General features: G+C 68.7%; 23 protein-coding genes. 6 read left to right on the top strand and 17 right to left on the bottom strand.

Annotated features, from left to right (window positions below):
• Both VGD32_RS00770 and VGD32_RS00765 read left to right on the top strand, forming a co-directional pair.
• Positions 1 to 292: hypothetical protein (locus tag VGD32_RS00770; RefSeq protein WP_331029999.1), on the top strand; the 292-nt coding region annotated here is incomplete at its 5' end.
• Between the two features lie 169 nt (positions 293 to 461).
• Complete coding sequence (locus VGD32_RS00765) at positions 462 to 644, top strand: DUF3606 domain-containing protein (protein ID WP_292113454.1); 183 nt, start codon at positions 462 to 464, stop codon at positions 642 to 644.
• A gap of 33 nt (positions 645 to 677) precedes the next feature.
• Here VGD32_RS00765 and lpdA read toward each other — a convergent pair whose 3' ends face one another.
• The 14 genes from lpdA to lipA all read right to left on the bottom strand — a co-directional run bounded on the left by lpdA (position 678) and on the right by lipA (position 12,603).
• Complete coding sequence (gene lpdA, locus VGD32_RS00760) at positions 678 to 2,081, bottom strand: dihydrolipoyl dehydrogenase (protein ID WP_331029998.1); 1,404 nt, start codon at positions 2,079 to 2,081, stop codon at positions 678 to 680.
• A 10-nt stretch (positions 2,082 to 2,091) separates the two neighbouring features.
• Positions 2,092 to 3,369, bottom strand: a complete 1,278-nt coding sequence (locus tag VGD32_RS00755; RefSeq protein ID WP_331029997.1) for a pyruvate dehydrogenase complex dihydrolipoamide acetyltransferase — start codon at positions 3,367 to 3,369, stop codon at positions 2,092 to 2,094.
• A complete protein-coding gene (locus tag VGD32_RS00750) occupies positions 3,366 to 3,677 on the bottom strand; it encodes a DUF5076 domain-containing protein (protein ID WP_331029996.1) in 312 nt (103 codons plus the stop codon). Before VGD32_RS00750 ends, VGD32_RS00755 begins: the two co-directional genes overlap by 4 nt.
• Positions 3,674 to 5,047 (bottom strand): pyruvate dehydrogenase complex E1 component subunit beta, encoded by a 1,374-nt coding sequence (locus VGD32_RS00745; RefSeq protein ID WP_331029995.1) that lies wholly within the window; start codon positions 5,045 to 5,047, stop codon positions 3,674 to 3,676. Before VGD32_RS00745 ends, VGD32_RS00750 begins: the two co-directional genes overlap by 4 nt.
• Positions 5,048 to 5,050: 3 nt before the next feature.
• Positions 5,051 to 6,079, bottom strand: coding sequence for a pyruvate dehydrogenase (acetyl-transferring) E1 component subunit alpha (gene pdhA / locus VGD32_RS00740; RefSeq protein WP_324775568.1), 1,029 nt, complete (start codon positions 6,077 to 6,079; stop codon positions 5,051 to 5,053).
• Positions 6,080 to 6,192: 113 nt separating this feature from the next.
• Positions 6,193 to 6,510, bottom strand: coding sequence for an FtsB family cell division protein (locus VGD32_RS00735; protein ID WP_414644309.1), 318 nt, complete (start codon positions 6,508 to 6,510; stop codon positions 6,193 to 6,195).
• Between the two features lie 103 nt (positions 6,511 to 6,613).
• Positions 6,614 to 7,891, bottom strand: coding sequence for a phosphopyruvate hydratase (gene eno, locus VGD32_RS00730; RefSeq protein WP_331029993.1), 1,278 nt, complete (start codon positions 7,889 to 7,891; stop codon positions 6,614 to 6,616).
• 81 nt (positions 7,892 to 7,972) lie between these two features.
• Positions 7,973 to 8,581 carry a hypothetical protein gene (locus VGD32_RS00725; RefSeq protein ID WP_331029992.1) on the bottom strand — a complete coding sequence of 203 codons (609 nt, stop codon included), beginning with the start codon at positions 8,579 to 8,581 and terminating at the stop codon, positions 7,973 to 7,975.
• Between the two features lie 108 nt (positions 8,582 to 8,689).
• Positions 8,690 to 8,872, bottom strand: coding sequence for a 50S ribosomal protein L32 (gene rpmF, locus VGD32_RS00720; RefSeq protein ID WP_324814960.1), 183 nt, complete (start codon positions 8,870 to 8,872; stop codon positions 8,690 to 8,692).
• A gap of 126 nt (positions 8,873 to 8,998) precedes the next feature.
• On the bottom strand, positions 8,999 to 9,514 hold the full coding sequence (locus VGD32_RS00715) for a GNAT family N-acetyltransferase (RefSeq protein WP_331029991.1): 516 nt from the start codon (positions 9,512 to 9,514) through the stop codon (positions 8,999 to 9,001).
• Positions 9,515 to 9,545: 31 nt separating this feature from the next.
• Positions 9,546 to 10,076 carry a GNAT family N-acetyltransferase gene (locus VGD32_RS00710; RefSeq protein ID WP_331029990.1) on the bottom strand — a complete coding sequence of 177 codons (531 nt, stop codon included), beginning with the start codon at positions 10,074 to 10,076 and terminating at the stop codon, positions 9,546 to 9,548.
• Positions 10,069 to 11,181, bottom strand: coding sequence for an NAD(P)/FAD-dependent oxidoreductase (locus VGD32_RS00705; protein WP_331029989.1), 1,113 nt, complete (start codon positions 11,179 to 11,181; stop codon positions 10,069 to 10,071). Before VGD32_RS00705 ends, VGD32_RS00710 begins: the two co-directional genes overlap by 8 nt.
• Entirely contained in the window at positions 11,178 to 11,633 is a 456-nt protein-coding gene (locus VGD32_RS00700) for a type II toxin-antitoxin system RatA family toxin (protein ID WP_331029988.1), read from the bottom strand. Before VGD32_RS00700 ends, VGD32_RS00705 begins: the two co-directional genes overlap by 4 nt.
• Before the next feature lie 7 nt (positions 11,634 to 11,640).
• Entirely contained in the window at positions 11,641 to 12,603 is a 963-nt protein-coding gene (gene lipA, locus VGD32_RS00695; RefSeq protein ID WP_331029987.1) for a lipoyl synthase, read from the bottom strand.
• A 162-nt stretch (positions 12,604 to 12,765) separates the two neighbouring features.
• Here lipA and VGD32_RS00690 point away from each other — a divergent pair, with 162 nt between their 5' ends.
• Positions 12,766 to 14,325, top strand: a complete 1,560-nt coding sequence (locus tag VGD32_RS00690) for an AMP-binding protein (protein WP_414644306.1) — start codon at positions 12,766 to 12,768, stop codon at positions 14,323 to 14,325.
• A 76-nt stretch (positions 14,326 to 14,401) separates the two neighbouring features.
• A complete protein-coding gene (locus tag VGD32_RS00685) occupies positions 14,402 to 14,794 on the top strand; it encodes a DoxX family protein (RefSeq protein WP_331029985.1) in 393 nt (130 codons plus the stop codon).
• On the opposite strand, the gene ygiD is transcribed toward VGD32_RS00685, so the two are convergent.
• From ygiD to VGD32_RS00670, 3 genes are all read right to left on the bottom strand, one after another.
• On the bottom strand, positions 14,791 to 15,561 hold the full coding sequence (ygiD, locus tag VGD32_RS00680) for a 4,5-DOPA dioxygenase extradiol (RefSeq protein ID WP_331029984.1): 771 nt from the start codon (positions 15,559 to 15,561) through the stop codon (positions 14,791 to 14,793). The genes VGD32_RS00685 and ygiD overlap by 4 nt on opposite strands.
• Positions 15,562 to 15,633: 72 nt before the next feature.
• Positions 15,634 to 16,101: a hypothetical protein gene (locus tag VGD32_RS00675; RefSeq protein ID WP_331029983.1), complete on the bottom strand. Its 468-nt coding sequence runs from the start codon at positions 16,099 to 16,101 to the stop codon at positions 15,634 to 15,636.
• Positions 16,098 to 17,003, bottom strand: coding sequence for a D-alanyl-D-alanine carboxypeptidase family protein (locus tag VGD32_RS00670; protein WP_331029982.1), 906 nt, complete (start codon positions 17,001 to 17,003; stop codon positions 16,098 to 16,100). Before VGD32_RS00670 ends, VGD32_RS00675 begins: the two co-directional genes overlap by 4 nt.
• Positions 17,004 to 17,147: 144 nt before the next feature.
• Here VGD32_RS00670 and VGD32_RS00665 point away from each other — a divergent pair, with 144 nt between their 5' ends.
• Together VGD32_RS00665 and mazG are read left to right on the top strand one after the other, a co-directional pair.
• A complete protein-coding gene (locus tag VGD32_RS00665) occupies positions 17,148 to 18,524 on the top strand; it encodes an MFS transporter (RefSeq protein WP_331029981.1) in 1,377 nt (458 codons plus the stop codon).
• A partial coding sequence (gene mazG, locus VGD32_RS00660; RefSeq protein ID WP_331029980.1) for a nucleoside triphosphate pyrophosphohydrolase occupies positions 18,521 to 19,270 on the top strand: 750 nt, incomplete at its 3' end. The genes VGD32_RS00665 and mazG, both read left to right, overlap by 4 nt.

Below are 19,270 nucleotides of genomic sequence, written 5' to 3'. Positions count from 1 at the left end.
CCAGGTCGACCGCGTCACGGCGCTCGCCACGCTGAACCTCAGACGGCACGAGCACATGTTCCAGTTCGTGGCCCTGGTCTACATCAGCGTGCCGGTGACCATCCTTCTCGGTCTCGCCGAGGTGATGCCGGACGGCCTGGTCGGGTTCTTCCAGGGCCATCAGATGCTGGTCTGGCAACTTGCCGTGGCCATGAGCCTTGCCGTGGGTCTCTATCTGATCGGCGTGTGGCGCGCGCGCCAGTTGATCGCGGTGATTGAACTCTGGCGGATTGAGCGCATTGCTTCGATGTGATGCGAGGAGATGGCGGCAAGGTACGCAAGTGGTGTGGAAATCCTGCTATCGGCGGTCATCCCACAGATCGAGTTTCGCATAATATATCTTAGGCGAACAACGGATCCGGCTCTGGTGCTCGCCATTCGCCCTCCCTCGCGCTACCAATCCCCGGGCACAAGGAGCGACCATGGCGGGCCTGAAGGACAAGCGCGGCTTCATCGACAAGGACCGGCTCGACCTGTCGGAGCGGCAGGCCGTCGAATATTGGATGAAGCGCTGGGGCGTGACCCGCGACCAGATCGTCACCGCCCACCGCAAGGCCGGCCGCATGGTCAAGGACATCGCCGCCGAGCTCGGCAAGAAGCGCTAGGACTCGGGCGGCCGGGGTTCCAGCCCGGAATCCCTACAGGTGCAGCACCCTCTGGTAGGCGTCCAGCGAGGCCTCGTGCATGGCTTCGGACATGGTCGGGTGCGGATAGACGATGCCGTGGATGTCCTCTTCGGTCGCCTCCATGGCGATGGCGGTGACAAAGCCCTGGATCATCTCGGTGACTTCGGCTCCGATCAGGTGGGCCCCGATCAGGGCGCCGGTCTTCGCGTCGAAGATGGTCTTGACGAAGCCCTCGATCTCGCCGGCGGCGACGGCCTTGCCGTTCACCCGGAACGGGAAGCGGCCGATCTTCACCTCGCGCTTCGCCTCGCGGGCGCCCTGCTCCGTTATCCCGACCGAGGCGACCTGCGGCTGGGCGTAGGTGCAGCCGGCGATGGGCGAATGGACGTTCGGCGTCTTGTATCCGGCGATGTGCTCGGCGGCGTGGATGCCCTCGTGCGAGGCCTTGTGCGCCAGCCACGGCGCGCCGGCGCAGTCGCCGATGGCGTACAGCCCCTTCACATTGGTCTGGCAGTGACCGTCGATGGTGATGTGGCCGCGGTCCATGGCCACCCCCAGCGCTTCCAGGCCGATGCCGTCGGTGTTGGCGGTGATGCCGACCGCCGAGATGCACACCTCGGCCTCCAGCGTCTCCGCCTTGCCGCCGGCCTCGATGGCGACCTGTACGCCCTTCCCACCCTTGGACACCTTCGTGACCTTGCAGCCGGTGCGGAACTTCATGCCGCGCTTCTCGAAGGCCTTCTGGGCGGCTTTCGAGACCTCTTCGTCCTCGACCGGCATGATCCGGTCGACCGCTTCCACGATGGTGACTTCCACGCCCAAGGCCCTGTAGAAGCTTCCGAATTCCACGCCGATGGCGCCGGAACCGATGACCACGATCGACGCCGGCATCTTCTTCGGGGCCATGGCCTCGCGATAGGCCCAGATGCGGTCGCCGTCGGCTTCCAGACCGATCTGCGGGATGGCCTTGGCGCGGGCCCCGACCGCCAGCATGACGGTCTTGGCCTCGACCGTGCGCGAACCGCCGGCCTTGAGGGCGATGACCACCTTCGGCGCCGCCGCGCCCTTTTCCAGCTTCGCCGTGCCCTCGATCACCTCGATCTTGTGCTTCTTCATCAGGAAGGCCACGCCCTTGTTCATCTGGGCGGCCACCCCGCGCGAGCGCTGGATGATGGCGTCGAAGTCGAACCCGACCTTCTCGGCCGAGAGGCCGTAGTCCTTCAGGTGCGACAGGCTCTCGTACTTCTCGCCGGACTTGAGCAGCGCCTTGGTCGGGATGCAGCCCCAGTTGAGGCAGATGCCGCCCAGCGCCTCGCGCTCGACGATGGCCGTCCTCAGGCCCAGCTGCGAGGCGCGGATGGCGGCCACATAGCCGCCGGGACCCGAGCCGATGACGATGAGGTCGAATTCAGCCACGGTCTCTTCCTTACGCCAGCATCGTCACAGGATCTTCGATCATCGCCTTGAAGACCTGCAGGAATTTCGCGCCGATGGCGCCGTCGACGACGCGGTGATCGCAGGTCAGGGTCACGGTCATGACCGTGGCGACCGCCAGTTGGCCGCCCTTCACGACCGGCCGCTGCTCCCCTGCCCCGACGCTCATGATCGCGCCCTGCGGCTCGTTGATGATCGAGGCGAAGGCCTTGATGCCGAACATGCCGAGGTTCGACACGCTGAAAGTGCCGCCCTGGAACTCCTCCGGCTTAAGCTTGCGGTCGCGGGCGCGTTTGGCCAGATCCTTCGACTCCGTGGCGATCTGCGACAGGGTCTTGGTCTCGGCCTTGCGGATGATCGGGGTGATCAGGCCGCCGTCGATCGCCACCGCCATCGCCACGTCGGCGTTGTGGTGCAGGGCGATGCCCTCGGGCGAATAGCTGGCGTTGGCCTCCGGCACGGCCTTCAGGGCCATGGCGCTGGCCTTGATGACGAAGTCGTTGACCGAGACCTTGATCCCGTCCTTCTCCAGCATCGCATTGACCCGGGCGCGGGCGGCCAGCAGGCCGTCGATCTCGCAATCGATGGTCAGCGGGAAATGCGGCACGTCGCGGAAGCTGTCGGTCAGGCGCCGGGCGATGGCCTTGCGCATGCCGTCCAGCGGCACAAGGTCGTAGCTGCCGTCCGGGATGCCCATCTGGGCCAGCGACAGGACCTTGCGGGCTTCCCCGGCCGGCGCCGAAGCCGCAGCGGCCGACGGCTGGGCGCCGCCCTTGCCGGCGCTCTCGACGTCGCGCCTGACGATGCGGCCGTGCGGACCGGTGCCCTTGACGGATTTCAGGTCCACGCCGGTCTGTGCGGCGAGGCGGCGGGCCAGCGGGGAGGCGAAAACGCGCTCGCCGTCAGCTTTCGCCGGGGTGGATTTGGGCGTCGCCGCGGGCGCCGGAGAGGCCTCGGCCTTCGCCGGCTCCGCCCTGGCGGTCTCCGCCGGCGCCGCAGCGGCCGCCTTCGGCGCCGGAGCGGCCGCGCCGCCCTCATCCTTGAGCCGGGCGATCGGCGTATTGACCTTCACGCCCTCCGAGCCCTCGGCCACGAGGATGTCGGTGACCTCGCCCTCGTCGACGGCCTCGACCTCCATGGTCGCCTTGTCGGTCTCGATCTCGGCGATGACGTCGCCGGCCTTGACCACGTCGCCGACCTTGACGTGCCATTTGGCCAGCACGCCCTCCTCCATCGTGGGCGACAGGGCGGGCATCAGGATGTCGGTCATTGCGCGCTCCCTGGCTGGTCCTCGACGACCGTCGCGACGGCGGGGCCGTTCAGCACGTCAGAAATGCCCGCGAGGATCTTGTTGTAGGCCTGTTTCTCGTCCTGCCCGTGCCGCACCTCATAGGCGTGGGCCATGTGGCGGGCCGCCAGCGCCAGCACCTGGCCGAAACGCCGCGGGTCGTTGAACGCGGGTTTGACCGACATGACCGGCTCGTTCTTCGACCACCAGACGCGGATGATCTCGACGGCTTCCGCGTCGGCGGCGACGCTGGCCGGCGTCTTCAGCTGGTGCTCCTCGGCCTCGCTCATGCCATCACCTGCTTCACGGCGGCGACGATCTTGTCGACGCCCGGCAGCGACAGGGCTTCCAGATTGGCGGCGTAGGGCAGCGGCACGTCTTCCTGATGCACCCGCAGCGGCGGGGCGTCGAGATAGTCGAAGGCATGCTCGATGACCCGGGCCACCACCTCGGCGCCGACGCCCATCGGGCCCCAGCCTTCCTCGGCCGAGACCAGGCGGCTGGTCTTCTTCACGCTCTCGACGACGGTCTCGTGGTCGAGCGGACGCAGGGTGCGCAGGTCGACCACCTCGCACGAGATCCCCTCCCCCGCCAGCTGTTCGGCGGCCTGCAGGGCGAAGCCGACCATGCGGCTGTGGGCGGTGATGGTGACGTCGGTTCCCTCGCGTCGGACCTTGGCCTGGCCGATCGGCACGACGTAGTCCTCGAGTTCGGGGACGTCGAACTCGAGCCCGTACATCATCTCGTGCTCGAGGAAGACCACCGGGTTCGGATCGCGGATGGCGGCTTTCAGCAGCCCCTTGGCGTCGGCCGCGTCATAGGGGGCGATGACCTTCAGGCCGGGCACCTGGGCGTACCAGGCGGAATAGTCCTGGCTGTGCTGGGCGCCGACGCGGCTGGCGGCGCCGTTGGGCCCGCGGAAGACGATGCTGGCGCGGATCTGGCCGCCCGACATGTACAGCGTCTTGGCCGCCGAATTGATGATGTGGTCGATCGCCTGCATGGCGAAGTTGAAGGTCATGAACTCGACGATCGGCTTCAGGCCGGCCATGGCCGCCCCGACGCCGAGGCCGGCGAAGCCGTGCTCGGTGATCGGCGTGTCGACTACGCGCTTGTCGCCGAACTCCTGCAGCAGCTCGCGGCTGACCTTGTACGCGCCCTGGTACTGGGCGACTTCCTCGCCGATCAGGAAGACGCCCTCGTCGCGGCGCATCTCCTCGGCCATGGCGTCGCGCAGGGCGTCGCGGATGGTGGTCTTGACCAGCTTGGCGTCGGCCGGGATTTCCGGATCCCGCAGTTCGACCTTCGGGCCGGCGGCGGTGACGTCCTTCTTTTCGGGCTCGCCGGACTTGTCGGAAGCCGGCTCGGGCGAGGGCGAGGGCGCGGGCCCGGCCGTCTTCGGCGCCGGAGCGGCCGCCCCGTCGTCACCCGCCAGACGGGCGATCGGGGTGTTGACCTTCACGTTCTCCGACCCTTCGGGCACGAGGATTTCCAGCACCTCGCCCTCGTCGACGGCTTCGACCTCCATGGTCGCCTTGTCGGTCTCGATCTCGGCGATCACCTGGCCGGCCGACACGGTGTCGCCCGCCTTGATGTGCCACTTGGTCAGCGTGCCCTCTTCCATCGTGGGCGACAGCGCCGGCATGAGAATGTCGGTCACGAGTCAGGCCTCCACGTAGACGTCGGTGTAGAGCTCGGACGGATCCGGCTCCGGGCTTTCCTGGGCGAACTGCACCGCCTCGGCGACGATGGCTTTCACCTCGTTGTCGATGGCCTTGAGCTCGTCCTCGGTCGCCTTCGCGGCGGCCAGCAGGGTCTTGATGTGATCGATCGGGTCGCGCGTCGTCTTGACCTGGTCGACCTCCTCCTTGGTACGGTATTTGGCCGGATCCGACATGGAGTGGCCGCGGTAGCGGTAGGTCTTCATCTCGAGGATGAAGGGACCGCCCCCTTCCCTCGCCCGCTTCACCGCCCGGGCCACGGCGTCGCGCACCGCCAGCACGTCCATGCCGTCGACCTGCTCGCCGGGAATGCCGAAGCTGGCCCCGCGCTCGCTGAGCTGCGTCGTGGACGACGAGCGCTCGATGCTCGTGCCCATGGCGTACTGGTTGTTCTCGATGATGTAGATGGCCGGCAGCTTCCACAGCTGGGCCATGTTGAAGCTCTCGTAGACCTGACCCTGGTTGGCCGCGCCGTCGCCGAAATAGACGAAGGCGACCGAGTCATCGCCGCGATACCGGCCGGCGAAGGCCAGGCCCGTGCCGAGCGCCACCTGCGCGCCCACGATGCCGTGGCCGCCGTAGAAGCCGGTGGCGGTGTCGAACATGTGCATCGACCCGCCCTTGCCCTTGGACGAGCCGCCGATGCGGCCGGTCAGCTCGGCCATGACCTCTTTCGGGTCCATGCCGGCGCACAGCATGTGGCCGTGGTCGCGGTAGCCGGTGATGATCTTGTCGTGGCCCTGGCGCACGCTTTCCTGCACGCCCACGGCGACGGCTTCCTGACCGATGTACAGGTGGCAGAAGCCGCCGATCAGGCCCATGCCGTACAGCTGGCCTGCACGCTCCTCGAAACGGCGGATCAGCACCATCTCGCGATAGAAGCGCAGCAGGTCCTCCTTCGAGGCCGTCGGCGTATTGGGCAACTTGGTCGCCTTGCTGGAATCAGCTTTGGCGGCGGGGGCTTTCGCCATCCGTCATCTCCCGGCTGGGCCGCGGTCTCGGGGCCTCTTGTCGTTACGGAAAGGGGCTTTAGCAGCCTTCGTTCCCGAAACGCAAAGCGCGCCGGTGAAGCTGTAACGAAAGTTCACGCCCGCGGGGCTGGAGCCGCTTCGGAGGCGGGCGCGGAGACCCGGATGACGTAGTCGCGCGGATCGGCGAAGCCCAGCACGGCGCGCGCCCGTTCCTCGAGCAGATCGCGCGACAGGCTGTCGGTGCGCAGGTAGCGGACGCGGATTTCGAGATCGCGACGCTGCTCCAGGATCCCGGCCAGCTGGGCCTCGCGGCGCAGCAGCATGGCGTCGCGTTCGCCGCCGCTCAGCAGGCCGCGTTCCCCCGTCAGGGCCTGAACGCCCAGATAGGCGATCAGCAGCAGAAGCATGGCTGACGGGAAATACGGCTTCATCCGCTCGGGCACTGACGGACGCTCCTTCTGAGCGTGAACTCGTGATTGACGAGTCCTGACCGAAAATGCCTAACGAACCGTAGCTTGACCGTGGCCGCTGAACCTACTTCAGCAGCATGCCGTCGCCGTAGTAGGCGCCCTGGTCGCCCAGCATCTCCTCGATGCGGAGCAGCTGGTTGTATTTGGCCGTACGGTCCGAGCGGGCCAGGGAGCCGGTCTTGATCTGCCCGCAGTTGGTGGCGACCGCGAGGTCGGCGATGGTCGAATCCTCGGTCTCGCCCGAACGGTGGCTCATCACCGCCGTGTAGCCGGCGCGGTGCGCCATATCCACGGCGTCCAGGGTCTCGGACAGGGTGCCGATCTGATTGACCTTGATCAGGATGGAGTTGGCGAGGCCCTCGCCGATGCCGGCGGCCAGACGGGCCGGATTGGTGACGAACAGGTCGTCGCCGACGATCTGGACGCGGTCGCCGAGACGGTCGGTCAGCAGCTTCCAGCCGTCGAAGTCGTCCTCGGCGCAGCCGTCCTCGATCGAGACGATCGGGAAGCGTTCGCACAGGTCGGCGAGGTAGGAGACCATGGCGTCGGCCTCGAGCGTCTTGCCCTCCCCGGCCATGACGTATTTGCCGTCCTTGAAGAATTCCGTCGCCGCCACATCGAGACCGAGGTGGAAGTCCTCGCCGGCCAGATAGCCGGCCGCCTGCCCCGCCCGGGTGATGAAGCTCAGCGCCTCCTCGGCCGAGGCCAGGTTCGGCGCGAAGCCGCCCTCGTCGCCGACGTTGGTGTTGTGGCCGGCGTCCTTCAGCTGCTTGCGCAGGGCGTGGAAGATCTCGGACCCCATGCGCAGGCCCTCGGAGAAGCTGTCCGCGCCGGTCGGCAGGATCATGAACTCCTGGATGTCGATCGGATTGTCGGCGTGCGCCCCGCCGTTGATGATGTTCATCATCGGGGTCGGCAGGATGCGGGCCGAGACGCCGCCGAGATAGCGGTACAGCGGCAGGCCCGAGGAGATGGCGCTGGCCTTGGCGCAGGCGAGGCTGACGCCGAGGATGGCGTTGGCGCCCAGCCGGCTCTTGTTGGCCGTGCCGTCGAGGCCGATCAGGGCCTCGTCGATGCGGCGCTGGTCCTCGGCGTCCATGCCCGAGAGAGCGTCGAAGATCTCGCCGTTGACGGCGTCGACCGCCTTGCCGACGCCCTTGCCGCCCCACAGATCCTTGTCGCCGTCCCGCAGCTCGACCGCCTCGTGCGCGCCTGTCGAGGCGCCGGACGGCACGGCCGCCCGTCCGAAGCTGCCGTCGTCGAGGATGACGTCGACCTCCACCGTCGGAGTGCCGCGGCTGTCGAGAATCTGGCGGGCGACGATGTCGGCGATGTCGGTCATGGGACGGCTCTGTCAGGGAGAAAGATCGGAAGGCGGGGGTTTAGCCCAACGCCTTCCGAATCGCCAACCGCGCCCGCGGCTTCAGGCGCAGCCCTCGACGTACTGGATGCTGGGGCCGCCGCCGGCGATGGATTCCACCCGCCCGTCCTGTCCAATCTCGTAGGTCAGGCCCCGCGCAGCCGGGCTCTGGTGATCGGCGGTGGACCAGACGGTGATGTATTCCGCAGGGGCCGGTGCGTATTTGTGCGGGACGACCTCGGCCGCCGCGCCGTAAACCCGTTTCACCTCGGCCGCCGGGTCGCCGATGTTCAGCGCCCGGTCCGTCTCGACGGCGGTGTTGCGGCTGAGCCAGACGCTGGTCAGGACGCCGTCCTCGACCATGACCAGAAGGCCCTCGGGCGCGCGGGCCGGACGGAACATGTCGCAGGATTCGGGGTCAGGTCCGCCCACCGCCCCGGGGTCGGAGTCGGGACCAAGCGCCGCCTCGACCTCGGCCCTCGTCATGCCGATGCGCAGCGGGCCAAAGCCTTGCGCGGTCAGTTTTTCAGCCGCTGAAACGGCCGCTCCCGGTTCCATCGGACTGGTCGGGGCGGCCGGCCCGGAGGGCGCGTCGGCGGGCTCCGGCGGCGGGGCGTTGCAGGCTGCGAGCGACAGGACAGCGGCGGAACCGAGGGCGACAAGGCGGATCATGGCGGTCTCCAGCGTTGCGATGCCGGATACAAGGCACGAAAACGGCGCGCGAGGCTACTCGCGCGCCGTCAAAGCTTCGTCGGGCCGGGCCCGGACCGGTCGAAAGACCTAGTCTTCCTTCGGCGTCAGGACCTGACGGCCGCGGTAGGTGCCGGTCTTCAGGTCGATGTGGTGCGAGCGGCGCAGCTCGCCCGTGTCCTTGTCCTCGGTGTAGGCGTTCGTGCCCAGCGAGTCGTGGGCGCGGCGCATGTTGCGACGCGAGGGCGATACTTTGCGCTTCGGAACGGCCATGTCCGTCTCAATCTTCTTAAGGTCGGGCGCCCGGGGTCCGCAGACCGAAAGCGCGAAAACAATTGCGGCGGCCCCCGGAAGAGCCGCCACGTGAGCGCGGGCTTATGCCTCAACCCGCCGGGGAGTTCAAGTCTGCAGACGCGCGCTCCAGTCCGCGCGTGAAAGGCCATAGTACAGGCTGTTCTTCCACTCGCCGCCGACGTGCCAGGTGCGTTCGGCGAAGCCGGTCTTCACCCAGCCGAGCCGCTCAAGCAGGCGAATCGACGCCGCGTTGTCGGGGTCGACGTCGGCGGTCAGGTCGTCGATGTCGCGGGTGGCGAAGACATGATCGATCGCCGCCGTGACCGCCTCGCCCGCGAGGCCCTGCCCCCAGTGGTCCGCATGCAGGATGTAGCCGACCTCGGGCAGCTTCCAGAAGCCCGCCTTGCCGATCACGCGTCCGTCGCGCTCGATGACGAAATCCGGGTGATCCGGGCCGTTGGCGATCATGCTGTGCAGCCAGGCGGCGGTCTGTTCGAGGCTCTCGTGCGGCGGCGTGGACCACCAGCGTGTCGTCCGCGGGTCCGACAGGACGGCGTGCAGGTCCTGCAGGTCGTCTGCACGGGCGGAGCGCAAGGTCAGCCGGGGCGTGTGAAGTTCCATGTCCAGCGAGTGGGGCTTGCCGCGGAAACGGTCAAGCCAGCGCCCGCTCCATGACGATGAAATGCAGATCGTCCCGGAGCGGCAGGCCGAACCGCGGCTCGTCATAGGGAAACGGCAGGGTCTCGCCGGTGGGCTCATAACCGAGCCGCCGGTACCAGGCGATAAGCGTCTCGCGCTGCGGAAAGACCGAGATGCGCGCGCGGCGGGCCCCGAAGCGCGCGGCCAGGCTCTCGTGCGCCGCCTCGACCAGCCGGCGGCCCAATCCCCCGCTCTGCAGCGTCGGGTTGACGGCCAGCATGCCGAAGTAGCCCGTCCCGCCGCCGCGATCGGCGATCAGCACGCAACCGACCAGTTCGCCGTCCCGCCAGGCGGTCAGCATCGCCTGCGCCGGATCAGCGAGGATCGCCGCCAGATCGTCCGGATCGGTGCGCTGGCCGCCGAGCAGCTCAGCCTCCGTCGTCCACCCCGCGCGCGAGGCGGGGCCGCGGTAGGCGCTCTCGATCAGGCGATGCAGGACGGGAATGTCCGTCGCCGTCGCGTCGCGGAAAACGATGTCAGTCATGGCGCAGCCTTTCGGCGACGGCCTCGCCGATGGCCAGGGAACTGGTCAGCCCCGGGCTCTCGATTCCGAACAGCGCCGCCAGCCCGTCGATGCCATGGTCATCCCGGCCGCGCAGCTGGAAATCGGGCTGCGGTTCGCCTGGGCCGTGCAGCTTGGGCCGGATGCCGGCGTAGTCGGGCGTCAGCGCGCCTTCCGGCAGCCCGGGCCAGAAACGGCGGATGTAGCGCTCGAACCCGGCCGCCCCCGCCGGATCCACCGAATAGTCCTCGGCTTCGACCCAGGCGAGATCCGGCCCGAACACCGCCTGGCCGCCCAGATCCCTGCGATAGTGGGTGCCGAGCGCCCCCGGGATCGGCGGCGGATAGATCAGCCGCTCGAACGGCGCCCTGCCCGTCAGCCGGAAATAGACGCCCTTGCCGAAATGCCCCCGCGGAATCTGGTCGGCGGGATAGCCGCCGATGCGGCCGGCGACATCCTGCGCCGCGAGACCGGCCGCGGCGACGAGCAGCCGGGTAGTCAGGGTCGCCCCACCCTCCCCGCCCGCCGTGACCGTAAAGCCGCCGCCCGGCAGCGGCTCGGCCCGTTCGAACGGCGTGGAGACCACCACCGACCCGCCGGCGTCCTCGATCTCGCCCTGCAGGGCCAGCATGTAGCCGTGGCTGTCGAACACGCCGCTCTCGGGCGACAGGAGGGCGGCGTGAGCGTTCAACCCGGGCTCCAGCGCCCGGGCCTGCTCACCCGACAGGTGTTCCAGGCCTTCGACCTCGTTGGCGGCGGCCTGCTGGAAGATGGCCTCGATGCGCGGGATTTCGGCCGCCTCGGTGGCCACGACCAGCTTGCCGCATTTGCGGTAGTCGACCTTGTGGCTGTCGAGGAAGGCGTACAGCGCCCTCCGGCCCTCGACGCACAGCCGCGCCTTCAGCGAACCGGTCGGATAGTAGAGGCCGCCGTGGATGACCTCGCTGTTGCGCGACGACACGCCCTGGCCGATGTGCGCCTCCTTCTCGAGCACCAGCACCGACAGCCCGCGCTTCGTCAAGGCGCGTCCGCAGGCCAGGCCGACCGCCCCGGCCCCGACGACCACGGCGTCGAAGTCGAAGCTCACGGTTTCGGACCGTACAGATGCGCCGCCCGGGCCTCGAAACAATGCATCAGCTTGCCGACCGCGCGGTCGAAATTGGCCTGCAGCATCATGTCGAGCAGCCGCGACTTGAAGGCGAAGTCAATGAAGAATTCGACCCGCGTGCCCTGCGGGTGCGGGAAGAATTCCCAGCGGTTGCGCAGGTGATGGAACGGGCCGCGCAGCAGGCCGACCTCGACCTTGGGCGCCTGACGGTCATGCCGGACCCAGGTCGAGAACCGCTCCTTGAGGAAGGAGAAGCCGACCGCCGCCTCGGCGTCGATCAGCGTCACGCCCGGCGCCTCCTCCCGCTCGCCCCAGGCCCGCATCGACGACACCCACGGCACGAACTCCGGATAGGCGCGCACGTCGGCGACCAGGGCCGCGAGCTGGTCGGGCTGGTAGGGCAGGATTTTGGTGACGCGGTGGACGGCCAAAGGCGGCTCAGCGGCCCGTCTGCGCCAGCCGCGCCGCCTTCAGCCGGGCGAAGTCCTCGCCGGCGTGGTGCGAGCTGCGGGTCAGGGGCGACGACGACACCATCAGGAACCCTTTGGCCCGGGCGATCGCCTCATAGGCCTTGAATTCGTCCGGCGTGACGAAGCGTTCGATGGCGGCGTGCTTGCGGGTCGGCTGCAGGTACTGGCCGATGGTGATGAAGTCGACGCCGGCCGAGCGCATGTCGTCCATCACCTGCATGACCTCTTCGCGGGTTTCTCCAAGGCCGACCATGATGCCGGACTTGGTGAACTGGTTGGGGTCGCGCTCCTTGACCATCTGCAGCAGGCGCAGGCTGTGGAAGTAACGGGCCCCCGGCCGGATCTTCAGATACAGCCGCGGCACGGTCTCGAGGTTGTGGTTGAAGACGTCGGGGGTGGAGTCGATCACCACCTCGGCCGCGCCGTCCTTGCGCAGGAAGTCGGGCGTCAGGATCTCGATGGGCGTGCCCGGGGCCTGCAGGCGGATCTGGCGCACCACCTCGGCGAAGTGGGCCGCGCCGCCGTCCGACAGGTCCTCGCGGTCCACCGAGGTGATGACCACGTGGTTCAGGCCCATCTGCTGCACCGCCAGCCCGACCTTGGCGGGCTCTTCGGCGTCCAGGGCGTCAGGCAGGCCGGTCTTGACGTTGCAGAAGGCGCAGGCCCGCGTGCAGGTGTCGCCCATGATCATCAGGGTGGCGTGCTTCTGGCTCCAGCACTCGCCGATGTTCGGGCAGGCCGCTTCCTCGCAGACCGTGTGGAGGCCCTTCTCCTTCACGATCGCGCGGGTGGCGTTGTACTGGCCCGAGCCGGGCGCCTTGACGCGCAGCCAGTCGGGCTTCTTCAGCACGGCGCTTTCGGGCCGGTTCTGCTTTTCCGGGTGACGCAACTCGGCCGGCGTCTTCGTCAGGGTGTCGATCAGCGTGACCAAGGCGTCGCGGGCTCCGGGGCGTTGCGAGACCGCTATGTCGTCTTTCCGGGTGGCGAAGGCAAGGCGCTGCCCGGCCTCACGCCCGGTAACACATCTTTTCAACCCTGCAGCGCCGCTCTAGTTTGAGCGTTCGGACAAGGCGCGGCCACCGCGCCACGGAGGATGTCTTTGCGCGTACCCCTGGACCCCAAGGCCGTCGAGGAAACCGTCTTCGACGCCCTGATCGCGGCCCGCGACACCTACGGCGACAAGGAAATCCTGGAGGACCAGGATCGCAAGCCCCTCACCTACACCGGCCTGATCCGCGCCGCCTTCGTGCTCGGCCGCAAGATCGCCGCCCTGACCGGGGTCGGAGAACGCGTCGGCATCCTGCTGCCGTCCAGCAGGGGGGTGGTGGTCACCTATTACGGCCTGCACGCTCACGGCCGGGTGCCGGTGATGCTGAATTTCACCTCGGGCGAGCGCAACGTGAAGGCCGCCATCAAGGCCGCCGGCGTGAGCAAGGTGCTGACCGCGCAGCGCTTCATTCAGCAGGCGAAGCTCGAGGAGCTGATCGGCCATATCGGGAGCGTCGCCGAGGTGGTCTGGCTCGATGACGTGCGCAAGTCGATCGGCCTGCCGGACAAGCTCTACGGCCTGATGGCCGGCCTGATGCCGAAGCGTTTCCGGGTGAAGACCGAGCCCTCCTCGCCGGGGGTGGTGCTGTTCACCTCGGGCAGCTTCGGGGCGCCCAAGGGCGTCGTGCTGAGCCAGTCGAACCTCGTCGCCAACTGCCGTCAGGTGGCCCAGCACATCGAACTGAAGCCCGAGTGGGTGATGTTCAACCCGCTTCCGACCTTTCACTGTTTCGGCCTGACAGGCGGGGTGCTGCTGCCGCTGCTGCAGGGGATGAAGGCGTTCCAGTATCCCTCGCCGCTGCACGCCAAGCAGATCGTCGAGCTTCTGCCGCAGGTGAAGGCCTCGATCCTGTTCGCCACCGACACCTTCCTCAACCAGTATGCCCGGGTCGCCGGTCCCGACGACTTCGCCACGCTGGAATTTGTCGTGGCGGGCGCCGAGCGCGTGCGCGACGAGACCCACCACCTGTTCAACACGCGCTTCCGCGGCCTCAAGCTGCTGGAGGGCTATGGCGCCACCGAGGCGGCGCCCGTCGTCGCCGTCAACCATCCGGACCGGAACCGTCCGGGAACGGTCGGCCAGATGCTGCCGGGCATGGAGTGGCGGCTGGAGCCTGTCCCCGGCATCGACGAGGGCGGCCGCCTCTATCTGCGCGGCCCGAATGTCATGGAGGGCTATCTGTCTGCGGACGATCCGATGGAGATCGAGCCGCTCGAGGGCGGCTGGCACGACACGGGCGACATCGTCGCGATCGACGACGACGGCTATGTCTGCATCCTCGGACGGGTGAAGCGGTTCGCCAAGATCGGCGGCGAGATGGTGTCGCTGACCGCGGTCGAGGGTCTGGCCAGCGCGGTCTGGCCCGAGGCGCGCCACGCCGTCGTCTCCGTGCCCGACAGCCGCAAGGGCGAGAAGCTGGTTCTGGTCACCGACCGCAAGGACGCCGACGTCGCACGCCTCGCCGAATGGGCCCGCAGCCACGGCGCGCCGGAACTGGCGGTGCCCAAGAAGATCATGCGCGTCGGCGAGGTCCCGGTCCTCGGCACCGGCAAGACCGACTATGTCGCCATCCAGCAGATGGTCGAGCTCGACAAGGCCGCCTAGGGTCCGGCCGCGGACATTTTGTTGTAACTGACACCGACTCCGTTGCAGAATAGCCGCCCCACCCAGGGAGGTTTCCATGTTCGACCGGTTTTCCGCCTACCAGCCGCAGCTCCTCAGCCTGTTGCGCATCGTCACCGGCCTCTTGTTCGTCAGCCACGGCGTGGCCAAGGTGCTGGGCTTTCCGCCCATGGACGGCCTGCCCCCACCGGGCCTCAGCATCGCCGGCCTGTCCGGCCCGCTTGAACTGGTGCTCGGGACCCTGTTCCTGATCGGCCTGTTCACCCGGCCCGTCGCCTTCCTGGCCTCGGGCTTCTGCGCCGTCGGCTACTGGTATGCGCACGGTCTGCAGAGCCCGTACCCGATCGTGAACGGCGGCGAGACCATCGTCCTCTACTGCTTCGTCTTCCTGTATTTCGTGGCCGCCGGTCCCGGGCCGTGGAGCGTCGACGCCATGCGGCGCCGGTCCTAGCCGATCCGCACGCCCGTCATCGAGATCGATCCGCCCTCGATGACGTCGTTGAAGAAGCTGACGTCGTCGCCCGGCAGGCGCTGGGCGGCGACGTAGAGAAGCGGCAGGAAATGCTCGTCGGTCGGCACGCTCAGCTGGGCGTCCCCGGCCAGGCCGACCCAGTCGACCAGGGCGTCGTCGTCACCGCGCAGCAGCGCCGCCTTGACCGCCTCGTTGAACTGCGTCGCCCAGTCGTACGGGTCTCCGCCCGACCGCTTCCAGGTGCGGAGATTGTGCACGAAGTCGCCGGATCCGGCGATCATCACCCCCTCGTCGCGCAGGGGCGTCAGCCGCCGGGCCAGATCGAAATGGCCCCGGGCGTCCAGCCGGCGGTCCAGCGACAGCTGCACCACGGGCACGTCGGCTTCGGGCCAGACGTGGGCCAGGACCGACCAGGTTCCGTGGTCGAGGCCCCACTGGTCCGTGGGCGTCGCCCCACTCAGGGCCGAGACCCGCGCCGCGAGTTCGGGCGACCCCGGCGCCGGATACTGCATTGCATGCAATTCCGCAGGAAAGCCTCCGAAATCATGGATGGTTTCTGGCCAGGACTGCGCCGTGACGCCGGGACCGTCGGTCTCCCAGTGGGCGGAAACCATCACCACGCCCTTCGGCTTGCCGAGCGCGCGGCCCAGCGTCCGCCAGGCGTCGGCATACGGTCCGCCAAGGGCGTTCATGGGCGAGCCGTGCCCGAAGAAGATCGCGGGCTGGCGTTCCGGGAGGGGTGACATGAATCGGCCTGTCTATCTGTAACAATCGCAGTGCCGGATATGGGGCCCGGGCCGGTCGCCGCAAGTCCGGCTTCAGATCTTGATCCGCGGACCCAGCGGACACACCCGGTCGTAGAAGTCCGCGTCCGCCGGGGCCGATCCGCCGCGGACCAGCCGGAAGCGGTGCTCCACCACCATGGCCTGCTGCTCGATATTCAGGTCGCCCCAGGCGCAGTCCATGCCCACCGGGTATTCGTACGAGCCCGGCCGATCGCCGGCCTTCAGCTTTCCGGTCAGCATGTTCACCCCCTGCTGCGCCTGCCAGACGTGGGTCAGCTCGTGAATGAGCACCGCCTGGGTCCGAAGCGGGGCGTCCGCGAGGTCGGCCGGAAGGGTGCGGCGCGGCCAGACGATCCATTCCCGCCCGAACCAGCGGCCCGGCACGAAGGCGCGGTCGAACGGCCAGGGCGCGGGCAGGAAGCGGACGGTGTCGGTTCGCAGGTGCTCGCCGAAGGCCTCCCGCGCGAGCCCGGCCTCTCCGGGGGTCAACGGCCGGATCATGGCGCCGCCGCGGTCACCGCATAGTCGCCGGTCGGGCTGACCCACTCCCAGTGCCACGGTTCATAGACATAGGGCACGAAACCGAAACGCCCGGCGTTGCGCACCAGCCAGCGGTAGGTCGCGCTGCGGGTCATGTGCAGCCGGCTCGCGGGCGAGGTGTTGTCGACCCCGAGACCGGCCATCTGGCCGACGTACAGGTCCACCGCCGTGCCGGTGCGGTGCGGCGAACAGACGGCGCGGCGCAGGCCGTCGCAATTGCCCTGGGCGGCGCAGCGGGCGGCGTCCGCCTCGGGGTCCCTGAAACCCGAAAAGATCTGCAGCAGTTCGGGGTCCGCCGCGACCTCGGGCACCTCCTCGCGCGCCGCGGCCACGAGTCGCCTGTAGGCGTCCAGCACGTCGCGGCGCAGCAGGCGGGTCAGGCGGTCGGCGTGTTCCTCCGCCTCGACCAGATAGCCGAGCTGATACAGCGGCGGCGGCTCAGGACAGGGCTCATCGCGGACCCGGGCCATGATGAAGGGCCGGCGCTCCTGCCAGACGCCGCGGAACACCTGGAACGTCGCCGGGTCGAACCAGCCGGTGGCCGGCAGGGCGTGGGCGAACTGAAACTCGGCGAGGGCGCGGGCGAAGACCGGCGAGCCGGGCGCGCAATCGGTGCCGAGCTCCTTCTGGATCAGCGGCAGATAGGTCTCCCAGCCCCATTCGGTCGCCCCGAACGGCGTCCATTCGAGCGAATAGTGGGAGATGGCGTTGGCCAGGGCGGGCGCGCCCCATTCGAGGGCCCCGGCGTCGCAGACCTCGGCGGGACCCGGCCGGCCCTGGGCGCGCGCCTCGCCCGCCCCCGCAACGGCCCCGAGCAGGAGCGGCAGGGCGGCCAGCATCGACAGGAGGACGCGCTTCGACATCTTCCGATGGTGACCCCAGCGATATGGCGACCGCAAGGCCCTTCGCGCATCGGCCCTCATGGCGCGGGACGGCTCGCGCGCGAGGCTCAAAGTCGGCATGGTGACGCTGCGGGCGACTCATCCGCCGCGCTCCCGGACCCGTCCATGACAGACGCCCCTGCCCCGCCCTCTCGTGCGCCGCTGGCGCCGGTCCGGCGCTCCAACGCGACCCTGGCCGCCTTCGCCGCCAGCTGCCTGCCCTATGCCGCGCTCGGCCTGCCCGTCTACGTCACCCTGCCCGAGTTCTACGCCAGCCACGTCGGCGTGCCGCTGGCCGCGGTCAGCCTGATCTTCCTGATCGTGCGGCTGGCCGACATCGTGGTCGATCCGTTCCTCGGCATGGTCATCGACCGGACCTCGACGAAATGGGGTCGCTACCGGGTGTGGATGGCCATCGGCGCGCCGATCCTGATGGGCTCGGTGGCCATGCTGTTCTTCGTCGGCCGGGGAGCCGGCGCCACCCACCTCGCGGTGTGGCTGGTCGTCATGTACCTGGGCTATTCCATCAGCCTGCTGAGCCAGATGAGCTGGGCCTCGGTGCTGTCGCCGGACTACGACCAGCGCTCCCGCATCTACGGCTTCTGGCAGGTCGCCAACATCATCGGCGTGCTGGCGGTGCTGCTGATCCCGGTCGGGGCGCAGGCCATGGGTTACACCTATGTCGAGGCCGTGCGGATGCAGGGCGGCTTCATCGTCGCTCTTCTGCCCATCGCCCTGTTGATCACCTTCGTCTTCACGCCCGAGCCGAAGAACGTCACCCCGCCGCCGCACGGCGGTCTGGGCGCCACGCTGGCGCTGATCGCCAAGCCGGTGCTGCGCCGCCTGCTGCTGTCGGACCTGATGCTGGGCGCCGCGCGCGGCCTGATCGGCGTGCTGTTCTTCTACTTCTTCGAGCAGGCCCGGGGCTTCGAGCGCCCGCAGACCTCCATCCTGCTCTTGGTCTATTTCGTCGCCGGCCTGGTCGGCGCGCCCTTCTGGGCCTGGCTGGCCACCCGCATGGGCAAGCACCGCGCCCTGGCCGTCGGCAGCGTCTATTTCGCCGTCAGCTTCGCCGCCGCCACCCTGCTGGTCCCGGCCGGGAATTTCCCCGCCGCTATCGGCGCGATGTTCGGCGCGGGCCTCGCCTTCGGGGCGGCGGACCTGCTGCTGCGCGCCATGATGGCCGACGCCTCGGACGCCATCCGGCTCGATGTCGGCGCGGACCGGACCGGCCTGCTGTTCTCGATCCTCAACGCCACCTCGAAGCTGGGCTACGCCGTCTCGGTCGGCGCCTTCGCCGTGCTGGAGTGGATCGGCTTCGACGCCGCCCCCGGCGCGGTCAACGATCCAGACGTGATCCTCGGCCTGCAGTGGCTGTTCATCGCCGCCCCCGTGGTGCTGCTGCTGATCTCGGCCCTGGTGCTGCGCATCTACCCGCTGACCCCGGAGAAGCACGCCGACATCCGGGCGCAACTGGCCGCGCGCGACGGAGAGGCCGTGTGAGTCCTGTCGATCGGCTCAACGCCATCATGGCCCGGCTGCGCGACCCGGTCGGCGGCTGCCCGTGGGATGTCGAACAGACCTTCCAGACCATCGCCCCCTACACGCTGGAGGAGGCCTATGAGGTCTCGGACGCCATCGAACGCGGCGACTGGGACGAGCTGACGTCGGAACTGGGCGACCTGCTGTTCCAGGTCGTCTTCCACGCCCGCATGGCCGAGGAGCAGGGCCTGTTCGCCTTCGATGACGTGGCGAACGCCATCGCCGACAAGCTGGAGCGCCGCCACCCGCACGTCTTCGGGGACGAGGCGGCCAAGCGCGACGGCGCCGCCCAGAAGGCCCGCTGGGAGGACATCAAGGCCGACGAGCGCACGGCGAAGGCGCAGCACGGCGTGCTGGACGACGTCCCCGTCGGCCTGCCCGCCCTCGCCCGCGCCGCCAAGCTGACGAAGCGGGCCGCCCGCGTCGGCTTCGACTGGCCCTCGACCGACGAGGTGTTCGACAAATTCGTCGAGGAGGTGGCGGAGCTTCGCGCCGAACTCGCAGCCGGCGAGGTAGAGAAGGCCCGGGAGGAGATTGGCGACCTGCTCTTCGTCATGGCCAATCTCGCCCGCACGCTGGGCGGCGAGCCCGAGGACGCCCTGCGCGGAACCACCGCCAACTTCGTCCGCCGCTTCGCCTTCATCGAGGCGGAGCTGGCGAAGGACGGGCGGACGCCAGAACAGAGCGATCTCGCCGAGATGGACGCG

It is taken from the genome of Brevundimonas sp. (assembly GCF_036402095.1).
Taxonomy (GTDB): Bacteria; Pseudomonadota; Alphaproteobacteria; order Caulobacterales; family Caulobacteraceae; genus Brevundimonas.
Note: the sequence above shows the minus strand (reverse complement) of the source record. Positions and strands in the feature narration are given on the sequence as shown.